Origin of the sequence: Nocardia vulneris, assembly GCF_001613425.1 — a bacterium.
Taxonomy (GTDB): domain Bacteria; phylum Actinomycetota; class Actinomycetes; order Mycobacteriales; family Mycobacteriaceae; genus Nocardia; species Nocardia vulneris.
In genome coordinates this window covers 497245-520936 of the sequence record NZ_BDCI01000002.1, presented here as the reverse complement: position 1 = coordinate 520936, position 23692 = coordinate 497245, and the positions used below count along the sequence as shown (strand labels likewise).

Sequence of the window (23692 nt, the reverse complement as noted above, 5' to 3'; positions counted from 1 at the left end):
ATCGTGACCGCATTCTCCCTTCGTGACGACGACATCGCGATCGTCGGGATCGGCGCCCGGTTCCCGGACGCGCCGGATCTGGCGCGGTTCCGTGCCAACCTCGCGGCCGGGCGCGACTCGATCGGCCCCATGCCGGACGCGAGAGCCGAGGCGACGGCGCTGGACCGTGGCGTGGACTACCTGCCCATGGGCCACCTCAGCGACATCCACAGCTTCGACTACGCCTTCTTCGGTCTGTCCAAACGCGAAGCCGCCCTGATGGATCCGCAGCAGCGGATCGCGGTGGAATTGGCGCACTCGGCGATCGAGGACGCGGGCTACGCGCCGGATACCCTGCGCGAAGCGACCGCCGCGGTGGTGTTCAGCGCACCGATGTCGAGCTACCACGCGATGGCGGTGGACCCGGGCGCGCTGAGCATGCTCGGCAATCTGCCGTTCGCCACCCCCGCCCGGATCGCGCACCTGCTCGGTTTGACCGGCCCGTGCTACGCCATCGAGAGCGGCTGCAATTCCTCGCTCGTCGCCGTCCATCATGCGTGCCGCGAGTTGCGCAGCGGCGAAGCGGAATACGCGCTCGCGGGCGGCGTCAGCGTGCGCGCCGGCGGCACCCCGGTATGGACCGCGCAGACGATGACCGAGATCGCCTCGCCCAGCGGTCAGGTGCGCGCGTTCGACGCCGACGCCGACGGCACGGTGCCGGGTGAGGGCGGCGCGGCCCTGCTGCTGACCACGCTGGCGCGGGCCCGCGCCGATCGCGCGCCCGTGTACGCCGTCATCCGGGGTAGCGCCGTGCTGCACAACGGCCACTCGGCGGTCACCATCAGCACGCCGAGCGCGGCCGCGCAGGCGCGGGTCATCGAGCGGGCGTGGCGCAATGCGGCGGCTGATCCCGCCGAGGCCGGATACGTCGAAGCCCACGGCTCCGCGACCCGGCTCGGCGACGCCGTGGAACTCGAAGGTCTGCGCACCGCGTTCGCCGGACGGACCGAATCGCTGCCGATCGGCTCGGTGAAGACCAATATCGGCCACCTCGACCACGCGGCCGGGGTCACGGGTCTGGTCAAGGCGGTGCTGTCCGTCGCCGGCGGGGTGTTGTTCCCGTCCCTGCATTTCCACCGTCCCACCGGGGATCTCGACCTGGCGGCGGCCGGTATCGAGGTGCTCACCCGAGGGCGGGCGTGGGCAGGCGAGCAACCGCGCTTGGCGGGGGTCAGCTCGTACAGCCTCGGCGGCTCCAACGCCCATTGCGTTGTCCAGCAGGCACCCGAACCGCCGACGCTCGAGGCCGCGCCACCACGCCCGCATCTCGTCGCGGTGTCCGCGCGGACCCCGGAAGCGCTTACCGAGCTGTGCGGCGAACTGGCAGAACACCTTCGGGCACAGCCGGTCGAATTGCCGGATGTGGCCTTCACCCTGGGCCACGGCCGTCGGCACTTCGCGCAGCGCCTCGCCGTGATCGCCGGCAGCACAGCCGAAATCGCCGAACACCTCGATTCGCGCGGTCCCGCCGTCGCGGCGGAGCGGGAACCTTTGGCCGCGCCACGTGTCGCGCTGCTGCTCTCGCCCGGTGCCCGGCCGGTGGGTCAGCAGACCGCGTCGCTGCCCGGGCAGATCCCCGCCGCCGGGGCGGTCGCCGAGGTGCTCGCAGGTCAACTCGCCGTGCACAACCGGTTGCGGGCGAGCGGTATTCGATTCGCGGCCGTGCTGAGTGGGGGAGCGTCCAAGTTCTTGTCCCGTGCACTGCTCGGCTCCACGGCACCTGTCGACCCGGGCGAATTGGCCGCGGCGGCAGCCGATCCGGCGGTGGACCGCGCGCGGCTGCTCGCCGTCGCACAGACGCTGCTGCGCGAGGGCCCGGTCGTTTTCGTGGATCCGAGCACCGACGGCATCCTCGGACGTTTCCTCGCCGCGGATCTGGCGAGCCGCTCCGACGCGCGGATCGTCTTCGGCACAGCGGAATCGGGCGTGCTCGGGTTGCTCGGCTGCCTCTACGAGCACGGCCTCGACCTCGATTGGACCGCGGTGAACGGCGACGACGGCCGCCGCGTGCGCTTGCCCGGACATCCGCTGCACGGCACCAGGTGCTGGGTCGAACTGCCGTCGTCGGCCCGGCCCACTGCGCCGGAGGTGACGACCGTCGCGCCTACCGCCCCCACGGATCCGACCCTCTGGTTGCGCGAGGTGCTGCGCGAACTGCTGCATGCCGAGTCCGAAATCGATTTGGACGACGACTATTTCGACCTCGGCGGGAACTCGATCATCGCCGTGCAATTGGTCGAACGTGTCGCCGAGAGCTACGGCTTCCGTCCTAAGCTCCTCGATGTCTACGAAAAGCCCAGGGTGGCCGACTTTGCCGAGATGCTGCGTGACCGAGCCGATCTCGCGGCAGCCGAGACCGCCACACCTGTCCGCGACGTACCGCCGATCACGCGCACCGACGAGCTGGTCATGTCGCCGGGCCAGGAGCGCATGTGGTTTCACCACCAGCTCGTGCCGGACACCACCCTGTACAACTACCCGGTGGTCAACGTCCTGCGCGGCGCGCTCGACTTCGCGGCGATCAAGGGCACTTTCGAGGACTTCGCGGCACGGCACGAACCGCTGCGCTACAACCTCGTGGAAGTCGACGGGCTGCCCGTGGTGCGGGTGCGTCCGTCGCTCGGCGAGTTCTTCCGGATCGCCGACGTCTCGGCCGCGCCCGACCCGGTGGCCGCTGGTCGCGCACTGATCCGCGAAGCCGCGACCGCACCGTTCGACCTCGCGCAGGACCCCCTCGTCCGGGTGCTGGTGGTGACGCTGGACCCGGAAACCCATGTGCTGCAGGTGACCTGCCATCACTGCGTCACCGATGGCGCCACGCCGGGCATTCTCGCCAGGGAGATCCCGCTGCTCTACGCGGCCCGGCAGGAGGGCCGGGCCGCGGCGCTGGAGCCGCTGCCGGTGCGCTATCGCGACTATGCGCGCTGGCACCGCGACCTCCTCGACTCCGGCGCCCTCGACCACGAACTGGCGTACTGGACGAGCCTGCTGCGCGACGCCCCGAAACTACAGCTGCCCACCGATTTTCCGCGCCCGAAACGCAAGACGTTCGTGGGCGACCTGGAGCCGTTCACGGTGACGGCCGCTCTGCTCGCGCAGGTCCGGGTGGTCGCCAAACGCGAATCGGTCTCGCTGTTCGTGGTCTTGCTGTCGGCGTTCTACCTGCTGCTCGCGCGGCGCAGCGGGCAGCGCGACCTCGTGGTCGGCACGCCGACGACAGGGCGCGCCCGGCGTGAGCTGGAGGGGCTGATCGGCTTCTTCAACAGCACCGTCGCGCTGCGGGCCAACCTGTCCGGGCCCGCGACGCTGGCCGACCTGCTTGCCCGGGTGCGCGCGATCGTGCTCGGCGCCTTGGAGAATCAGGAGATCCCGTTCGAGCGGGTGGTCAACGCGCTCGACGATCAGCGGGATCTGTCGCGCACGCCGCTTTTCGACGTGCTCTATGTGCATCAGGAACTCAGCGGCACCGCCAACCCGCTCGGCACCGGCGAGACGGAGTTCTTCGACCTCGATCACTCGATCCACAACGCGTTCGGCGGGCTGCCTTCCGGGACCGCCAAATTCGATCTCAGCCTGATCACCTACGACCGCAGCGACGACCAGGACATGCTGGCCTGCTTCGAATACAGCACCGAGCTGTTCACCCAGCGCACGGCCGCGGGTTTCGCGACCACCTACCTGGAGATCCTCACCGAACTCGTCGCATCGGCACCGGATCGGCCGATCGACGAACTCGCCGCTGCTCCGCTGCCGTCGGCGAGCGCGGTCATGGAACACGGTGCGCCATTGGAGATTCCGACCGACCGGCCGCGAGCCCAGACTCCCGTGCGATACACCACGGGCACGGTTCACCAACCGTTCGACGCCGACCTCGGCGACGATGTGCTGCTCGCCGCGTGGGTGGCGCTGCTGAGCTGGTACGCGGGCGCCGATCAGGTGCCGGTGGGGTTGGCGACGGGTGTGGTCCGGATCGAGCTGGCCGACGAGCCGGACGGGGGCGAGTTGATGGAGCGGACCGCGGCGGCACTGGCAGCACCGCCAGGCGGATCAGGTGACCCGGCGATCCGCTACCGGAGTGCCCGTACTGCCGTAACGGAACTGGCGCTGGATCGCGTAGCCGATGGCACCGCACTGGAATTGACTTATGCGAAGGAACTTTTCGATGAATCGACGGTACGGGAGATGGCCGCGGATCTCGTCCGGCTGGTGCGCGGACTGCTGGCGACTCCGGCGGAACCAGTGCCCGATATCGCCCTGCGCTGCGTCGCGGAAGCCGAGGTGACCCGATGAGCGAACATCGTGAGCGAATCATGTGCCGGCGCGCCGTGCGCATGGCGGAACCGAGCGCCGGCGAGATGCAGTCATGAGCGCAGTGGTCGCGGTGATCGGCGCGGGAACCATGGGGGCCGGTATCGCGCAGTGTCTGGCCCAGGCGGGCCGGGACGTCGTGGTGGTCGAGCCCGATCCGGCCGCCGTCGAGCGCGCGCGGCGCGGCCTCGGCGAATCGGTGCGATTGGCGCTGCTGCTCGGGCACGGCGACCCCGGGATCGCGCGCGAAGCCGCCCGCCGGGTCCGGTGGGCCGCGCGCATCGAGGAGCTGGGCGAGGTCGAGTTCGTCATCGAATGCGTCACCGAGCGCATCGAACTCAAGGAGCGGCTGTTCGGTGAACTCGATCGCCAGTGCCCCGCGGACGCCGTCCTCGCCTCCTGCACCTCCGCGATCCCGATCGCGCGGCTGGCCGCCGCCACCGGCCGCCCGGACCGGGTGCTCGGATTGCACTTCATGAACCCCGCGCCGCTGACCGAGGCGGTGGAAGTCGTACGCGGCGCGCAGACGTCGGCCTCGACGCTGGACCGGGCGCGAAGTCTGCTCGCCGAACTCGGCAAAACCGCCATCGTGGTCGGCGACCGGCCCGGCTTCGTGCTGAACCGTCTGCTCATGCTGAGCATCGCCGAGGCCGCCGACACACTCGGCACCGGTACCGACGCCGCGACCGTGGACGCGCTCTTCGAGCAGTGCCTCGGGCACCGGATGGGCCCGCTGCGCACCGCCGACCTGATCGGGCTCGACAACGTGGCCGACACCATCGCCGTACTGCGGCAAGAGACCGGCGCGCAACACTATCGGGTGCCGCCCGCCCTCGCGGCGCTGGTCGCCGCCGGACACTTCGGTCGCAAGACCGGGCAGGGATTCCATGACTATCGCTGAGCAGCCCCGCGCCGAGACGACCGGACCGCGGGCGCCGAGTGACGCGCAGCGTGCCGCCTTCGCGGCGCGAGCCCACCGGAACAGTCCCGAAACGAACTGCGTAGACCTGTATCTCGAACTGAGCGGGTCTGTGACCGCGGCAGCCCTGTGCTGGGCCGTCGACACCGCCGCGGCGGCATGTCCGGTGCTGCACAGCGTATTCCGGGATGACACGGGGATGGTCCAGGTGTTCGAGGCAGCGCCCGTCCCGGCCCTCGTGCAGCCCTGCGACGGAGCGGACGCCGCGCAGTTCGTCGCCGACTGGATCAGCGAAGAGCGCTCGCGCGCAATGGATATGATCGGCGCGCGGTGGTACCGCCAGGTGATCTTCCCGCTCGGTGCGGGCCGAATCGGTTGGTATCAGCGTGGTCATCGGCTGGTCGTCGACGAGCCGGGCTTGCTCGCGGTGGCGGCCAGGGTGCGCGATCTGCTCGACGGCGCCGGCTCGGTCGACGATTCCGGCGCACCGTTCGGGTCGGTCGAAGCACGTGTGGAGCACGAACGTCGCTACCGTGAGGCGGGTGCGTGGGCCGCCGACCGTGAGTACTGGACCGACAGCCTCGCCGTCGCGCTCCGGCCGGAACCCCTTCCGGTGCCCGTAGATCGGCGCGACCCGGCGACTCCTGACGCGTTGTGGGCCGAGGTGGCGGCGTCGGCGGAGTTGACCAGGATCGCCCGAATGTGTGGTGGCGGCGCTCCGGCCGTGCTGCTGGCCGCGCTGGCCGTCTACGGCACCCGGCTGGCCATGACGCGCGAGTTCGTGATCGCCCTCACGGCCGGGGAAACCACTGTGCCACTGCGGATCACGGTGGACCCGCAGGAGAGTTTCGGTGCGCTCGCCAAACAGGTCGGACGCGAACTGCGTAAAGCGCGCCGCCACCGCTACATCCCGGATATCGATGATCCGTGGGCCGAGGCCCCACTGTTCGGACAGTGGCCACTCGCAGTGCGGATGCTGCCGGGCGCGGCCATGGATCGTCTCGGCGCGGCGACCGTCACCGCCGTCGAAGGCGAGGGGGCGGTGCTCGGCCTGTGCCTCGATGACCAAGCCGCCCGTGGGTGGCGGCTCGCACTGCCCGGAACGCACCGTACGCACCGGGATCGGATCATCCGACTGCTCGAAGTACTGGCCCGCACGCCGAAGACACCGGTGGGCCTCGTCGGTCTGGCCGCTCCGAACGAGGCCGGTCCGCTCGTGGGGCAGCGTCCAAATACCGCCGCGGCGCCGCCCACCACGCTGGCCGCGTTGTTCGCCGCGCAAGCCGCCCGCGCACCGGAGGCGATCGCGCTCACCGGCCCGGAGCGCACCCTGTCCTACGCCGATCTGCACGGCGCATCGAACCGATTGGCCCGCAAGCTGGTTCGCTCGGGTGTCGGCCCGGAGCGACTGGTGGCGATCGCGCTCGAGCCCGCGGTGGAACAGATCGTCGCGCTGCACGCCGTGGTCGCGACGGGCGCGGCCTATCTGCCGCTGGACCCCGGCCAGCCACGGGAGCGGCTCGCCCACCTGCTCGATCTCGCCCAGCCGGTCTGCGTGCTCACCACCCGAGGCGCCGGATTCGTTGCACCGCCGAGTATTCCGGTGCTCCATCTCGATGAGATCGACCTCGCGGGCGAATCGCCCGCCCCGATGACCGACGCCGACCGCATCGCACCGCTGCGTCCGGAGAATCTGGCGTATGTGCTGTTCACCTCGGGCTCCACCGGACAGCCGAAAGGCGTCGGCGTCACCAACGCCGCCGTGTGCACGCACCTGGCCTGGATGCAGCACCTGCACGAGCTGGACAGCACCGACGCCGTGCTGCGCAAGACCGCGCTGTCGTTCGATGTCTCGGCGTGGGAGGTGCTGTGGCCCTTCACTACCGGCGCTCGGCTGGTACTCGATGCGGCGGCGATACAGGGCGAGCCGAGCGCGCTGGCGCATGCGATCAGCGAGAACGCCGTCACCACCGTGCAATTCACCCCCGCCACCCTCGCTGCTCATCGAATCGCGGTGGGTGTGCCGTTGAGCTCGAGCGTGCGTCGGGTCCTGCTCGCCGGTGAGGCGCTGACGCCCACGCTGGCGGCCCAGCTGCCCGCTGTCGCGCCGGGCGCGCGTTACGACAACCTCTACGGTCCGACCGAGGCGACCATCGCGGTCACCCGCCACGCCATCGGTGCCAGCCCCGGCGGCCCGGTCCCGATCGGCACACCCTCGTGGGATTCCCTTGCCTACGTGCTGGACACCTGTTTGCAGCCGGTGCCGCCCGGCGTGCCCGGCGAGCTGTATCTCGGCGGCGCGGCGCTGGCCCGCGGCTATATCCGACGGCCAGGCCAGACGGCGGCGCGTTTCGTCGCGGACCCGTTCGGGGGCGCGGGACTGCGGCTCTATCGCACCGGCGATATCGTGCGCTCGACCGATGACGGCGAGCTGGAGTTTCTCGGCCGCAGCGACTTCCAGGTGAAGGTGCGCGGGATCCGGATCGAGCTCGGCGAAGTGGAGGCGGCGCTCGCCACGCAGGATTCGGTGGCGCAGGCCGTGGCCGTGGTCCACGACGAGACAGCCTCGGGCAGTGGCCGATTGGTCGCCTACGTGACTCCGGCCACCGGACATCGGATCGATCGCGACGCATTGGACCGGCGGCTGCGCGAGACCTTGCCGCAATACCTGGTGCCCGCCGCCATCGTCGCGCTCGCCGAGCTGCCGCGGAACCGATCCGGCAAGCTGGACCGAAATGCCCTGCCCGCTCCGGCCTTCGAGCCGGTGGCCTTCCGTGCTCCGGGCACCGATACCGAACATGCGCTGGCGGCAGTGTTCGCCGAGGTGCTCGGCCGCGACGGGATCGGCGTCGACGAATCCTTCTTCGCGCTCGGCGGCGACAGCATCATGTCGATCCTGCTCGTCTCCAGGGCGCGGGCGCGGGGCATCGCGGTGACCGCGCAGCAGGTGTACGAACATCGCACGGTGGCGGGCCTGGCCGCCGTCGCCGCGACCGCGGCCGGTGCGGACCTGCGCCCGCTGCCGGAGCTGCCCGGCGGCGGTGTCGGCACGTTGCCGCTCACGCCGGTGATCCGGTTCCTGATCGAACGCGGCGGCAACTTCGACCGCTTCTGCCAGGCGATGACGCTGGAGCTGCCGGTCGGAATCGACCGGGCCGCACTGGTTTCCACGGTGACGGCGGTGATCGACCACCACGACATGCTGCGCTCGCGGCTGTTCCGGGACGATGCGGGCGAATGGCGGCTGACGGTCGCACCGCCCGGCAGCGTCGACGTCGAGTCGCTGGTGCGCCAGGTCGTGCACGAGGATCTCGCGCACGCGGACCTGCTCGCGCTGGCGACCGCCGAGTTGAACGCCGCCGTCGATCGGATCGACCCGGCCACCGGCGACGTGGTGCGGTTCGTCTGGCTCAGCCCGCGGTCTCCGGCCGCGCCGGGCCTGCTCGTCGTGGCCGCACACCACATCGCCGTCGATGGCGTGTCCTGGCGCGTGCTGTTGCCTGATTTCGTCGCCGCGTGGGCCGCCGTCGCGGCGGGCGGCACACCGCGACTGCCCGATGTCGGCACGTCGATGCGGGCCTGGTCGCACGCACTCGTCGAGACCGCGCAGACGGCGGCTACGGTCGACGAGCTGCCGATCTGGCGCGAGATCGTCGAGGGCCCCGATCCCGCGTTCGGCGACCGTCCGTTCGACCCACACCGTGATTTCGCGAATCAGGTGGCGCACACCACCGTCGAACTCGACGAGCGGGACACCGCGGCGCTCGTCACCGCCATTCCCGGCCGGTACCGCGCCCGGGTGGCGGACGCGCTGCTGACCGCGCTCGCGCTCGCGGTGACTCGCTGGCGATCCCGGCGCGGGGAACCGGAACGGTCGGTGCTGCTGCGGCTGGAAGGTCACGGCCGCGAGCAGGATGCGGTGCCCGGTGCCGAATTGTCCCGCACCGTAGGCTGGTTCACCTCGATCGTCCCCGCCCGGCTCGACCTGTCCGGCGTAGACCTCGATGACGCGTTCGCGGGCGGTCCGGCCCTCGGCGTCGCGTTGAAAGCCGTGAAAGAACAGCTGCGGGCGACCCCGCACAACGGCTTCGGCTACGGCCTGCTCCGTTTCCTCAACGCGGACACCGCCGCCCGACTGCCGCACCGGGAACCGGGTGAGATCTCGTTCAACTACTTCGGGCACATCACCGGCGTGGACGTGCCGGCGGAGCTGGCCGGCATCGGCTGGTTGCCCGCGCCCGAATACGGCCGGTTGGTGATCCGGCCCGATGCCCGCCGGGGCGCGCTGGGCGCTGTCGAAGTGGATTCCATTGTCTTCGGCGAGCGGCTGGTGACCAGCTTCGGTTACGCCCGCACGTTGTTCGCCGAGGACGCGGGCGAAGAACTGGTCGCGCTGTGGCGCGCGGCGCTCGCCGCCCTCGCCCGGCACGCGCGTGACTTGCGTACGCACGGCGGGCACACGCCGTCCGATTTCCCGCTGGTGCGGCCCGCGCAAGGCGATATCGAAGGATGGGAGCGCCGGTATCCCGCGCTGACCGACGTGTGGCCGGTCTCGCCGCTCCAGGCCGGAATGCTCTTCCACGCCGTGTTCGATCCCGGCGCGGTCGACGTGTACACGGTGCAGTTGGTGCTCAGCGTGCGCGGCGCGGTCGACGGGCCGCGGCTGCGCGCGGCCGCGGCGGCTGTACTCGCGCGACATGCGAACCTGCGCACCGCGTTCGGATTCGACGCGGCGGGTTCGCCGGTGCAATTGGTCGTCGAGGAGGTGGCGTTGCCGTGGCGGGAGGTGCAGCTGGCCGACGCGTCGGACGACGAGGCCGAGCAGGTGCTGGACGTCGAACGCGCGACACCGTTCGATCCGGCGCGACCGCCGCTGTTGCGTTCGCTGCTCCTGCGTCGCGGCACCGACCGAGCGCAGTGGGTCGTCACCTATCATCATCTGCTGCTCGACGGCTGGTCCATACCGCTGCTGGTCCGCGAGATCGTCGCCGAGTACGCCGGATTCGCCCCCGAACCGCCGCGGGCCTACCGCAACTACGTGGAATGGCTTGCCGAGCAGGATAGTTCGGCCTCGAAACAAGCCTGGGCGCAAGCACTCGCGGGGGTGACCGAGCCGACGCTGCTGGCCGGTGCCACCGACCTGTCCGCGCCTTCGGTGCTGCCGCTCGAGCACGAGTTCACCGTGGACGAACCGCAGTCCCGAGCACTCGTCGGGTTGGCGACCGAGCTGGAGGTGACGGTCAATACTGTGCTGCAAGCCGCGTGGGCGATACTGCTGGCGCGGATGACCGACCGCGCCGATATCGTCTTCGGTACCACGGTATCGGGCCGGCCCGCCGATCTGGTGGGCGTGGAATCGATGGTCGGCCTGTTCATCAATACCGTTCCGGTCCGGATCCAGTTGCTGCCGCAGGAGTCCGCGGCGGAGTTGCTGCGCCGCGTGCAGCGCGAGCAGTTCGCGCTGAGCGCCCACCATCACCTCGGCCTGCCGGATATCGCCGCCCGAGCCGAGGTCGGCGAGCGTGGCTTGTTCGACACCCTCCTGGTTGTCGAAACCTATCCCGTCGACGAAGCGGCACTGCGCGCGCAGACCGCCACCCACGCGGGACTCACGATCACCGGCCTGCGCTCGAGGGAGGCGACGCACTACCCCTTGACCCTGACGGTCCGGCAGACCGACCGGCTGCATCTGACCGCCGGATGGCGACCCGATCTGCTCGACCAGGCGAGCGTCGCACGGTTGGGCGATCGCTTGGTGCGGGTGCTGAGTGCGCTCACGGCGAATCCCGCTGCCGCCGTGGCGGATATCGATCCGGTCGGTGCCGCGGAACGCGCGCAGGTGCTCGCGCGATGGCAGCGGCCGGCCGTGCCGGTACCCGACGCCACCTTGATGGATCTCTTCCGAGCACAGGTGGCCGCGCGGCCGGATGCGGTCGCCGTCCGCGATCGCTCCCGGGCGCTGACCTATCGCGAACTGGACCACGCTGCCGCTGCCCTCGCGCGGGCGTTGTCCGCCCGCGGCATCGGTACCGAATCCCTGGTCGCCGTGGGTGTTTCGCGTTCGGTCGAGCTGATCGTCGCCCTGCTCGGCGTGCTGAAGTCGGGAGCGGGCTATGTCCCGCTGGATCTCGGCAACCCGGCACGCCGGCTCGCTTTCGTGCTCGCCGAGACGAATCCGGCCTGCGTGGTCACCACGGATGCGGACCGAGCCGACCTGCCCGCGACCGACGTCCCGTATCTCCTGCTCGGTGAGACGGATACGGCCGAGGCGGGCGCGGGGCACCGGCCTCCGCGTCCGGACGATCTCGCCTACGTGCTGTACACCTCCGGTTCCACCGGGCAGCCGAAGGGCGTCTGTGTGACGCATCGCAATGTCGTCGCGATGCTGCGCGCCGCCGCGGCGGAGATCGATACCGGCCACACCGATGTGTGGACCATGTTCCACTCGCCCGCCTTCGACTTCTCGGTATGGGAGATGTGGGGCGCGCTGGCGAGCGGCGGCACAGTGGTCGTCGTGGCCGACGAGGTGACGCGATCGCCGCGCGATTTCGCCGAACTGCTGGCGCGGGAACGTATTACGGTGCTGAGCCAGACGCCGTCGGCGTTGTATTCGCTGCTCGACTCCGGCGAGATCGCGCTGCCCGCCGTGCGGCACCTCGTGCTCGGCGGCGAGGCGCTGGACCCGCGCCGGCTGCATCCGTGGTTCGATGCCGATCCGGCGGGCCGGACCCGTGTCTCGAATCTGTACGGCATCACCGAGGCGACGGTGCACGCCACCCAGCTGACGCTGACTCACGCCGGTGCGAGCGGGACCAGCGGCATCGGCCGGGGTCTGGCGGGAATGGCGGTGCGCGTGCTGGATTCGCGCCTGCGTCCCGCGCCGGTCGGTGCGGCGGGGGAGATCTATCTCGCCGGACCTCAGGTCGCTCGCGGTTACCGGGCGCGTCCCGCGGCGACCGCGGCCCGCTATGTGGCGGACCCGTTCGGCGCGCCGGGCACGCGCGTGTATCGCACCGGTGACCGCGCCCGCTGGAACTCCGACGGCCAACTCGAATACCTGGGTCGTGCGGACGATCAAGTCAAAATTCGCGGCTACCGCATCGAGCCCGGCGAGCTCGAGGCCGCACTGCTCGAACACGAGGCGGTGGCGCGAGCGGCCGCCGTGGTCCGGACCGGCGCCGCCGGCGCGCCGCGGCTGGTCGCCTACGTCGTGCCCGTACCCGGCGCGGAGCCGGATATCGAATCGCTCGAACAGCATGTCGCCGAGCGTGTTCCGTTCTATATGCGACCGGCGGCAATCGTGCGGATGGTGACGCTTCCGCTGACTGCACACGGCAAGCTGGACCGCGCCGCGCTGCCGGACCCGGTCGTCGTGGCCCGAACTGCGCAGGCGCCACGCACCGAGGCCGAACAAGTCGTGGCCGAGATCTTCACCGAGGTGCTCGGCGTCGACGGCCCCGGCGTCGACGACTCCTTCTTCGCGCTCGGCGGGGACAGCATCATCTCGATCCAACTCGCGTCGCGAGCCAGGGCCAAGGGCTGGCATTTCACGCCGCGCGACGTCTTCGACCAGCGCACGGTGGCGGGAATCGCCGCGGCGGCAACGCCGATCGGCTCTGCCACCGTCGTGCCGCAACTGTCCGAACTGCCCGGCGGCGGCATCGGCGCATTGCCGCTTCCGCCGGTTGCGCGCTGGCTGACCGAACGCGGCGGTTTCCGTCGAGTGCATCAGGCCCTCGTGGTCGACCTGCCCGCGCACACCACTTTCGACGCGCTGATCGGCGCGGTCGCGGCAGTGCTCGACCGGCACGACATGCTGCGCAGCCGCTTGTTCCGCGACGACACAGGAGAGTGGCAGTTCGAGACGACGGAACCGGGTACGGTCGAGGCCGCGAAAGTCCTGCGCCGCAGTCACTTCGACAGAGAACCCGACGACGCCGCGGTGTCGGATCAGCTCGATGCCGCCCTCGACCGTCTCGATCCGGCCGCCGGGGTCATGATCCAGTTCGTCTGGCTGGACCGCACCGATCCGGGCCTGCCCGGCCGGTTGCTGATCTGCGCCCACCACTTGGTCGTCGACGGGGTGTCCTGGCGCATCCTGCTTCCGGATCTGCTCACCGCCCTCGCCGCGGTGTCGAACGGCCGAGCGCCGCAAGTGGATCCGCCGGGCACCTCGATGCGCCGGTGGTCGCACGCGCTGGTCGACGCCGCCTACGCACCCGACCGGATCGCCGAAGTCGGCCTGTGGCAGCGCATCTGCGCCACTCCGGATCCGTTGCTCGGTACCCGTTCGCTCGATCCCGCCGTTGATCTGGCCGGCCAGGTCGAAACGGTGGAGGTCACGGTGGACGAAACAGTCACCGAGGCCCTGGTGCGAACTGTTCCCGGCCTGTTTCACGCAGGCGTGGACGAGATCTTGCTCGCCGCGTTCGCCGCGGCACTCGCGCGGTGGCGGCTGCGTCGCGGCCAGGACGCACCGGTGTCGTTGCTGCGTCTGGAGGGCCACGGCCGTGAAGAGCAGCTTGCCGCGGGTGCGGATCTGTCTCGCACGGTCGGCTGGTTCACCTCCCTCTACCCGGTACGTCTCGACCTCGGGGACATCGATGTCGAAGCGGCGCTGGCGGGGACGGACGAGACCGGCGCAATGATCAAGTCGGTCAAGGAGCAACTGCGCGCCGTGCCCGACCACGGCATCGGCTACGGACTGCTGCGCTACCTGAATCCCGATACCGCACAGCTGTTGCCGGAATCGATGCCGGGGCAGATCGCGTTCAACTATTTGGGTCGGGTCGACGACCGGAACGCGGGCCTGTTCGCGGCATCGGGCGCCGACCCCGATCCCGACCTGGCCGCGGCGGCCGCGATCGATGTGAACGCGATCGTCGTCGGTGCTCGACTGCACGCCGGATTCGCTTATCCCAGTACCCTTCTCGATGCGGGTGCGGTGACGGAGCTGGCCGAGCTGTGGGTGGCGGCGCTCGGCGCGATCGCCGCCTACGCGCGGACCGGCCCCGCGGGTGGGCACACCCCCTCGGACTTCCCGCTCGTCCGGGTGAGCGGTGCGGACATCGCACGGTGGGAGCGCGATTATGGGCAACTCACCGATGTCTGGCCGCTCGCACCGCTACAGCCGGGCCTGTATTTCCACGCGTTGCTCGCCGGACGTGCCGATGCGGCCGTCGACGTCTACAACGTGCAGACGGTGCTGCGGCTGCGCGGGCCGGTCGATCGCGCGCGGCTACGCGACGCCGTCGGTCAGCTAGTGCGGCGCTATCCGAACCTGCGTGCCGCGTTCGTCACCGACAGCACCGCCGCGGCACGTCAGGTGATCCCGGCGGCGGTCGAAGTGCCCTGGCGCGAAGTCGATCTCGCGTCCGAAGCCGAGCTGACCGAGCTGGCCGATCTGGACCGCGCGACACGTTTCGACCCGGCCCGCCCGCCGTTGCTGCGATTCACCCTGGCGCGGGTCGCGCAATCCGAGTACGCGTTGCTCGCGACCTATCACCACATCCTGCTCGACGGCTGGTCATTGCCGCTGGTGCTGCGTGACCTGTTGGCGACGTACGCCACCGGCGAACCGCTGCCCGCCCCCGGCGGTTCCTTCCGCGACTACCTCGCCTGGCACCACGGTCGCGACACGGCCGCGTCCGCCCGAGCATGGCGGCGGGAACTCGACGGGATGAGCACGCCGACCCTGATCGCCGCCGGCGCGCGCACCCACGAGACCGCGGTGCTGCCGGGCACGTACCGGTTGACGATCGATCCCGACACGACGGCGGCACTCGGCGCTGTCGCGGCGAGCGTCGGCACGACCCTCAACACCGTCCTGCAGGTGGCCTGGGCAATCCAGTTGGGCCACCGGCTCGATCGTGCCGACGTGGTGTTCGGCGCGACCGTCTCGGGCCGTCCTGCCGCGTTGCCCGGCGTCGAATCTGTTGTCGGACTGTGCATCAACACCGTGCCGGTGCGGGTCCGACTCACCGCCGGACAGTCGGTCGCGGAGCTTTTGCGCGCGGTACAGGCCGCGCAGGCCGCGCTGATCGAACACCATCACCTGGGCCTGGCCGAAATCCACGCCGCGGCAGGCGCGCGGGATACCTTGTTCGACACCGTGCTCGCCTACGAGTCCTATCCGGTCGACACCGATCAGCTCGCGGCGGCAAGTGCGGGTCTGTTCGGGGCGGACATCGAACTCCGCGATGCCGCGCACTACCCCCTGACGCTCACGGTCGATCCGAAAGTGGAGCTGACGATCGTGTTCGGTTATCAGCAGGCGGTATTCGAGACAGCACAGGTGGTCGAGATCGCCGCGCAGACGCGTCGGCTGCTCGCCGCCATCGCCAGGGATCCACACGTGCTCGCCGAGGAACTACGGTGACCGCCCGGCTGCCGCTCACCCGGGCGCAGCAGTACGTCTGGGCCGCACAGCGACTCGATGAATCCGGACTCCGTTTTGTCGTCGGCGGCTATGTGCACATCCGCGGCAGGCTCGATGAGACGGTGTTCGAGCGAGCGCTGCGCATCGTGGTCGCCGGGGCGGAGTCGACGCGGGTGTACTTCGATGAGCAGGCCGACGGCGAGGTCACCCAGGTGCTCGCGGAGCTCGGCGATTGGCCTCTGCGCCGCAGCAGTTTTCGTGACGTCTCCGATCCGTTCGCCGAAGCGCGCGAATACATGGAGGCCGCACTGGAACGGCCATTCGATCTGTTCCGCGCACCGCTGTTCGAGCACCACCTGATCGATCTCGGCGACGAAGGCACCGTCTGGTTCCTCCGCGGCCATCACCTGGTGCTCGACGGTGCCGCGTCGGTCGCCATGATCCGGCGGGTGGCCGACGTCTATACCGCGCTGATCGAGCGGAAGCCCGTCGCGGAAACGGTCTTCGACCGAGTGGCGGACCTGGTCGAAGCGGACGAACGATACCGCGCATCGCCGAGGTTCGCCGCGGACCGGCAGTTCTGGGCGCGGCGACTGGCGGGGGCCGGGCCGGACGACGCCCCACTGTTCGCCGGGGCACCGTCGATCGCCGCGCCCGCCCGGTACCTCAGGCAATCCGGCGTCCTGGGCGCTGCGGTTTGGCAGGCGCTGCGGGCGCGCGCCGACGCGTCGGGAACCGCGTGGCCCGCCTGGGTGCTCGCGGCGATCGCGATCCTGCTGCATGCCGATTCCGGCGCGCGCACGGTCACCCTGCGCCTCGCCGTGCCCGCGAAGCGCTCCCGAACCGCGCTCGGCGTGACCTCGAATCTCCTGCCGTTGCGTATCCCGGTGGACCCGTCGGCGACGGTCGGCGAGCTGATCGGTGCACTGCGTGCCGAAATGCTCATCGTGCTGCGCCATCAGCATTTCCAATACGGGGACATGCGTGCCGATCTCGGCGCGGCCGGTGCGGATCCCGGTGTCCTCGGTCCCACCGTCAACGTGCTGCCGTTCCAGAAAGACATCCGGTTCGGCCTCGAAACCGCCACGCTGCACCATATTTCGGGCGGCAGCTCGGACGAGCTGGTCATCGGGATCCACGACGACGGCGGGCCAGAGCCAGGTCTGGCGTTGGAATCGACTACGTCGCGCTACACGGAGACCGATCTCGCGGCCCACCATCACCGGCTCGTCGGGGCGATCGCGGCGTTGGCGACGGCACCGGACGAACTCCCGCTGGGGCGACTGCGGTTCGCGGCGGACCCCGTGGGCGCGGTGGTCGCCACCGCTGCGCCCGAGACGCTTCTCGACCGGTTCGAAGCAACCGTGGCCGCCCATCCCGGCGCGACGGCTGTCGTGCACGGCGACGAGTCGCTCAGCTATGCCGAACTCGACGCGCGGGCCCGGCGGCTGGCCCGCGTCTTGGCCGGATATGGTTCGAGCCCAGGGGAGTTCGTTGGTCTCGCGCTGCCGCGCTCGGTGGATTCGGTCGTCGCGGTAGTCGCGGTGCTGTATTCGGGCGCGGCCTACGTTCCGCTGGACCCCGGCTACCCGGAGCGGCGTTTGCGGGAAATCGTCGACGATGTGGCTCCCGTGGTGGTCGTCACCGGCGACGGTGTCGCGCTGCCGGAATGCCTCGCCACCGTGCCCGTGCTGCGACTGGCCGATGTGGCCGAGGCGCCCGTCGCGACCGCGACCCGGCCCTGCGCGCGGCAGCCCGCCTATGTCATCTACACCTCCGGTACCACGGGCCCGCCGAAGGGCGTGGTCGTGACGCACGAGAATGTCGTCGCGCTGCTCGCGGCGACCGAGTCCTGGTTCGAGTTCACCCCGAACGACGTCTGGACCCTGTTCCACGCCACCGTGTTCGACTTCTCGGTATGGGAGCTGTGGGGAGCGCTGTGCCATGGCGGCACCCTCGTGGTCGTCGACGCCGACGTGGCGCGCGATCCGGATGCGTTCCTCGATCTGCTGGTGGCACAGCGCGTTACGGTGCTGAACCAGACGCCGACCGCGTTCGGCACGCTGGTCGACGCTACCGCCGCCCGTCCGACATTCGGCGAGCGGCTCGCGCTGCGCTACGTCATCTTCGGTGGTGAACCGGTGGAGCCGTGGCGGGTGACGGACTGGTGGTCGCGGTCGGACCGGCGGCAGCCCCGCCTGGTCAACATGTACGGCATCACCGAGACGACGGTCTTCAGTACCGGCATCCCGCTGACCGATCCGGTCTCCGCCCGCGACATCGGCACTGCGCTGCCGGGTACCGCGGCTTACGTCCTAGATGCGGCCTTGCGGCCCTGTGCGCCGGGCGTGCCGGGGGAGCTGTATGTGGCCGGTGCGGGCGTCGCGGCGGGCTACCTGCGTAGTCCGGGGCGCACCGCCACGCGATACGTCGCCGACCCGTTCGGGGATTCCGGCGCGCTGATGTATCGCAGCGGCGACGTCGTTCGCTGGAATGCCACGGGGACGCTGGATCACCTCGGACGGGCGGATCGGCAGCTGAAGATCCGTGGGTTCCGGCTCGAGCCAGGAGAGATCGAGGCGGCCCTGTGCGCTCGACCGGGCGTGCGTGCCGCGGTGGTGCCCGCCATGCCGGACCGGCGGCTCGTCGCCTTTGTGGCGGGCACGGATCTCGATGCGGCGGCTCTGCGGGCTCAGATCGCGAAACAACTACCCGCACATGCGATTCCTTCGTCGATTGTCGTCGTGGACGCGATACCGACCACCGTGAACGGCAAGGTCGACGAGTCGAGACTGCGTGCATTGGCCGCGCGCGGCCGCGGCGCGGGTACGCCGCCGCGCACCGCTGTCGAGGCCCGGCTGCAGGCACTGTTCGTCGCGGTACTCGGGCACGAGGGTGTCGGCGTCGACGAGGGCTTCTTCGCGTCCGGCGGTGACAGCATCCTCGCCATTCGCCTGGCGGACCGGGCGCGGGCCGCGGGCCTGTCCGTCTCGTCACGAGATGTGTTCGAGTATCAGACAATCCGTGCCCTAGCGGAGGTGGCCGAGGAGAACGGACCTGTCGTCCCGGCCGCGACAAGCCCCGCGGTCGGCGGACGGCTTCCGGTGACGCCCTTGCAATCCGGCATGCTGTTCCACTCCCTGTACGAAGGAGGTGACGGCGACGATCCCTATCTGGTCCAGGTGGAGCTGAGCCTGCGCGGCACCCTCGACGCGGAGCGGCTGCACGCCGCCGTGCGCCAACTGTGCGGGCGGCATCCGCATCTGCTGGGGCATTTCGTGCTCGACGAGAGCACGCGACCGCGATACGAGATCCGCGGCGATCTCGAACCACGCTGGCGGGTGGTCGATCTCCTCGACGCGGAGCACGGCGAGCAGGACATCGCGGTGGTCCGCGCCGCGGATGCCCGGATCGATCCGCTCGCCGCGCCGTTGTTCGCGGTGACCCTGGTGCGCACCGCGGCGAGCCGCTCGACCTTGCTGGTGACCCACCACCACGCGCTGCTCGACGGTTGGTCGCTGGGAATTCTGCTGCGCGAGTTGTTGTTCGGCTACGCGGGCGTGGAATTGCCGCCCGCAGTGAGCTTTCGCCGCTTCCTGGACTGGTCGGCGGCGCAGGATCAGGACAGTGCCCGGCGGGCCTGGGCGGTCGCGCTGGACGGCGTGGAACCGAGCAAGGTGGCGCGGCCCGACCGGGGGCGGTGGCGCCGGCCGGTCGAGCGTAGCTTCGAAATGCCTGCCGCCCTCGTCACCGCGCTGCGCGAACGGGCTGCCGAGCACGGCCTCACGCTCAACTCGCTGACACAGACCCTGTGGGCACTGACGCTGGCCACCCTCACCGGCAGCGACGATATCGTCTTCGGCATCACAGTGTCCGGCCGCGACGGCGGTGACCTGGGCGAGGCCATCGGCCTCCTGATGAACACCGTGCCGCTGCGAGCGCGCGTGAAACCCGGTGAGACGCCACTGGACCTGGCCGTGCGGATGCACCGTGCGCGGGTGGCGCTGCTGGCTCACGATCATCTCGGCCTGCCCGAGGTGCTCGCGGCGGCCGGTGCCACCGACCTGTTCGACACCTCACTGGTTTTCGAGAACTTCCCCCTCGACACCGCCCTGTTCGACCAGCCGGATGCCGATTTCGCGGTCGATGCCGTCGAAGTCCGTGGCGGCACGCACTTTCCGCTCACCGTGGTCGTCGTCCCCGGTGCCGAGCAGCTGACCTTTCGGATCGCCGCGCAGCTCGAGCGGATCGACGGTCTCACCGATCTCGACGAGCTGTGGTCGTGGATTCTCGCCGCCGCGCGTGCGTTGACCGCGGTGCCGCAACCACTGTGGGGGCGGGTCGGTTTGCTTGCGTCCGCCCGGCAGGCCGAGCTGCTTGCCGCCGGGCAGGGCCGTGCGACCGCGCTCGACGATGCGGGTATCGCAGCGTGTTTCGAGTCCCACGTGCGGGCAGCGCCGGATGCCGTCGCGGTCTGGTGGGACGGAAAAGAGTTCAGCTACACCCAGTTGAACGCCCGTGCCAATCAGTTCGCGCGATCGCTGCGCGAGCGGGGCGTAGGACCCGGCGTTCCGGTCGGCATCGCCCTGCCGCGCTCGATCGATCTGGTGGTGGCCTTTCTCGCGCTCGCCAAGCTGGGCGCGGTCTGCGTGCCGCTCAGCGAGCGCTATCCACCCGGTCATGTGGCGCGGCTGTTGCGTTTCACCGGAACCGAATTGGTGCTGCGCGAACTCGCGGACGAGTATCGCGGCGACGACAGCGACCTCGATATCGCCGTCGCTCCGGACGCGATCGCTTCGCTCATGTTCACGTCCGGTTCGACCGGGGCGTCCAAAGGCGTGGAGGTGACGCACCGGAATATCGTGACGCGGGCGCGGGATCGAGTCGGGGACGACGCGGGGCATGCGCGTGTGCTGCTGCACCTGCCCTACACCTGGGACATGGTGGTGTACGAGCTGTGGCTGCCGCTGCTGACCGGTCGTACCGTGGTGATCGCGCAACCCGGCGTGCTCGATGTGCACGATTACGTGGAGGTGCTCCGTGTTGGCCGGGTCACCTCGATGCTGTTGTCCACCGGGCTGTTTCATCTCCTGGCCGAACGGATTCCGGCGGAACTCGCCCGGCTGCCGCAGCTCGCGGTCGCCGGTGACGTGCTGTCACCGCAGGCCGTCGCGGCGGTTCGGCGCGACGTGCACCCCCCGGTAGTGACGAACCTGTACGGGCCGGTCGAGGCGACCTGTTTCGCGCTGAGCTACCCGATCGCGGCGGCCGCGTCGCCGGATCGGCCGGTCCCGATCGGTCGTCCGGCCGACAATACGCGAGTGGCGCTGCTCGATTCGGCTCTGCGGCCGGTGCCGACCGGTGTGACCGGCGAGATCTACCTGTCCGGCACGGCCGTGGCCAACGGCTACCACCGGGCGCCTGCCCAGACCGCGGCACGGTTCGTCGCCGATCCCTACGGCCGGGGTGAGCGCATGTACCGCACCGGCGATCTCGGCCGCTGGGACGCGGACGGCCTGCTGCACTTCCTCGGCCGGGCCGACCGGCAGGTGAAGGTCAACGGTTTTCGCGTCGAGCCGGGGGAGGTGGAGGCGGTGCTCCGGCGCGAACCCGGCGTGACGGCGGCGGTGGTCACGATGCGGCGGACCGGACTCGGCCAGTCGCTGATCGCGCACGTCGTCGGCCCGGGCGCGGTCGACGTCGCCGCTCTGCGCACCCGATTGGGCGCGACACTGCCGTCCTACCTGGTGCCTTCGGCGATCGTGCCGATGCGTGCCCTACCGCTGACCCCCACCGGCAAAATCGATGTCGGCGCGCTGCCGCTGCCGCGCGCGGCGGACCCGCTGCCCGCGACCACGCCTCGGCAGCAGGTCATCGCGGCGTCGTTCGCGGAGGCGCTGGGCGTGGCCGAGGTCGGCATCGCCGACGACTTCTTCACGCTCGGCGGGAATTCGCTGTCCGCGCTGCGGGTGGTCGCGGTCCTGCGGTCCGCGCTGGGTGTCGCGGTGTCGCTGCGCGATCTGTTCGAGGCCCCCACGGTGGCCACCCTGGAGCGGGTGCTGGCGAGCCGCGGGCCCGGGGAGCTCGGTCCGGCCATCGCGAGTGTGCCGCGCCCGGAACCGATCCCGCTCTCACCCGCGCAGCAACGCCTGTGGACCGTGGACTACCTTTCGGGCCACCGGCCCGACTACTTGATCGCCACCGGCCTCGAACTGCTCGGGCCGGTGGACGCGACGGCGCTCGAGGCAGCGGTCACCGATGTCGTCGTGCGGCACGAAATCCTGCGCACCGTCCTGCCGTACACGGCGGACGGCCCGGTGCAGCGAATCCTGCCGATCGAATCGATGCCACCGGACTTCCGGCTCGTCGTGCTCGGTGACGGCGAAAGCCCGGAACAGGCAATGGATTCCGAGCTGTCGCAGGGTTTCGATCCGACCGCGCGGTCACCGCTGCGGATCCGGTTGTATCGGCTGAACCCGAGACATCACCTGCTGCTCGGCGTACTGCACCACATCGCCGGAGACGGTGAATCGCTGGGCATCCTCCAGCACGATCTGCTGCTGGCCTACCGTGCGCGCACCGCCGGTCTGGAGCCTCGATGGCCCAGTGCGGCAACACAGTTCGCCGACTATGCGGTATGGCGGCGGCTGCTGCCCGCCAGCGTACTCGAGCGGCAGGCCCGGTATTGGCGCGCCGCGCTCGACGGACTACCCGAGCAGCCGGTGCTGCCCGCCGACCGCCCGCGTGCCGCGCGACGGGAGAACACCGCGGGCGCGGTACCGGTCGTCCTCGACGCGGACACCCACCGTGCGCTGGCCCGCACCGCCCGGGATCACGGGGCCAGCAGCTACATGCTGGTGCACACCGCACTGGCTCTCGCGTTGCACCGGCACGGCGCCGGCGTCGATCTGCCGATCGGAGTCGCGTTGAGCGGCAGGGATGCTCAGGAACTGCGGGACGTGGTCGGGTGCGTGATCGACACGGCCGTGGTCCGGGTCGACCTCTCGGACGAGCCAGGCCACCGGGATCTCATAGCGCAGGTCCGGGAGCGTGTGCTCGGCGCCTACGAGCACAAAGAGTTTCCCTTCGACCGCCTGGTGGAACTGCTCAATCCGCCGCGTTCGCGCACCCACCATCCGCTGTTCCAGGTGATGGTGACCTATCTGCGTGGCGTCGACGCCGTGGGCGAGCAGGACGGTTTGCGCGTCCGGCACCGTCCGGTCGCGCCGCGGCACACGGTCTTCGACCTCCTGCTGAACCTCCGGGAGGAGTACGGCGCGGACCGGGCGTGCGCCGGCATCCGAGGCGAGATGATCTACGCCGCAGAGCTGTTCGACCATGCGACGATCGAGTCGCTGGCCGCGACAATGACCACCGTGCTGACGGAGCTGTGCGCGGCTGCAGAGCCGGCGTCCTAGCGTTCCGCGTTGCGCCGGTACTGCCGCTGTCTACAGGCACGCGAGCAATACTTGCGGCGGCGGCCCCGGTCGGCTTGCGCGACCGGGGCCGCGCAGACGACGCACAGGTGCGGCCGCTCGATATTTTCGTCACGCGGTGAACCGCTTTCGTCACGGTCCGCGGGTGGCGTGGACGCGGGGATCGACTGGGCGGCCGCGACGAAATCCGGTGTGGCGAGACGTCCGCGCGGGGTGTGGCGCATCAATTCGTCGTCGAGGTCCGGGCACTGGCCGACGATGTCGTCGTCCGGGCATTGGACCAGATGCAGCAGGTACTCGTGCGTGCTCCGCAACTGCTCGATCTTCTGCGCGATGACCCCGGCGTGCTGCCGCACCGTGCGTTGCCAGCGCCGATCCCGGCTGCCCCCGGTGACGACGGCGGCCTGGTCGAGCGGCATCGCGCCGACCACGCAGCACAGGTACGCCAAGCCGATACGCCGGAGTTCGGTCTCGGTGTAGACCCGGTGGCCGTTGACCCGGGGCGGCGCGGGCAGCACCTGCTGGGTCTCCCACCAGCGCAGCGTCGAAGGCGCGAGGCCGTAGAGGGCGGCCGCCTGGCCGATCGAGACGCCGTGTGCACCGTGCATCTGT

Annotated in this window: 5 protein-coding genes; 4 read left to right on the top strand and 1 reads right to left on the bottom strand. The window is 70.3% G+C overall.

Going from position 1 to position 23692, the window contains the following annotated elements:
- Positions 1 to 3 precede the first annotated feature (3 nt).
- The 4 genes from NVU01S_RS03940 (at position 4) to NVU01S_RS03925 (ending at position 23062) form a co-directional block, all read left to right on the top strand.
- Positions 4 to 4329, top strand: coding sequence for a condensation domain-containing protein (locus NVU01S_RS03940; RefSeq protein WP_043664956.1), 4326 nt, complete (start codon positions 4 to 6; stop codon positions 4327 to 4329).
- A 73-nt stretch (positions 4330 to 4402) separates the two neighbouring features.
- Positions 4403 to 5248 (top strand): 3-hydroxyacyl-CoA dehydrogenase family protein, encoded by an 846-nt coding sequence (locus NVU01S_RS03935; RefSeq protein ID WP_043664953.1) that lies wholly within the window; start codon positions 4403 to 4405, stop codon positions 5246 to 5248.
- Entirely contained in the window at positions 5235 to 15644 is a 10410-nt protein-coding gene (locus NVU01S_RS03930; protein WP_082859539.1) for a non-ribosomal peptide synthetase, read from the top strand. The genes NVU01S_RS03935 and NVU01S_RS03930 overlap by 14 nt, the downstream gene beginning before the upstream one ends.
- On the top strand, positions 15641 to 23062 hold the full coding sequence (locus NVU01S_RS03925; RefSeq protein ID WP_043664951.1) for a non-ribosomal peptide synthetase: 7422 nt from the start codon (positions 15641 to 15643) through the stop codon (positions 23060 to 23062). Before NVU01S_RS03930 ends, NVU01S_RS03925 begins: the two co-directional genes overlap by 4 nt.
- Here the strand turns inward: NVU01S_RS03925 and NVU01S_RS03920 are convergent.
- Positions 23059 to 23688 (bottom strand): helix-turn-helix domain-containing protein, encoded by a 630-nt coding sequence (locus NVU01S_RS03920; protein ID WP_052280227.1) that lies wholly within the window; start codon positions 23686 to 23688, stop codon positions 23059 to 23061. The genes NVU01S_RS03925 and NVU01S_RS03920 overlap by 4 nt on opposite strands.
- Between the last annotated feature and the right edge of the window lie 4 nt (positions 23689 to 23692).

Excerpts from the sequence above, each read along its gene's own strand:
- NVU01S_RS03935 (WP_043664953.1), top strand. The coding sequence starts at position 4,403 with ATGAGCGCAGTGGTCGCGGTGATCGGCGCGGGAACCATGGGGGCCGGT.
- NVU01S_RS03920 (WP_052280227.1), bottom strand. The coding sequence starts at position 23,688 with ATGCACGGTGCACACGGCGTCTCGATCGGCCAGGCGGCCGCCCTCTAC.
- NVU01S_RS03930 (WP_082859539.1), top strand. The coding sequence starts at position 5,235 with ATGACTATCGCTGAGCAGCCCCGCGCCGAGACGACCGGACCGCGGGCG.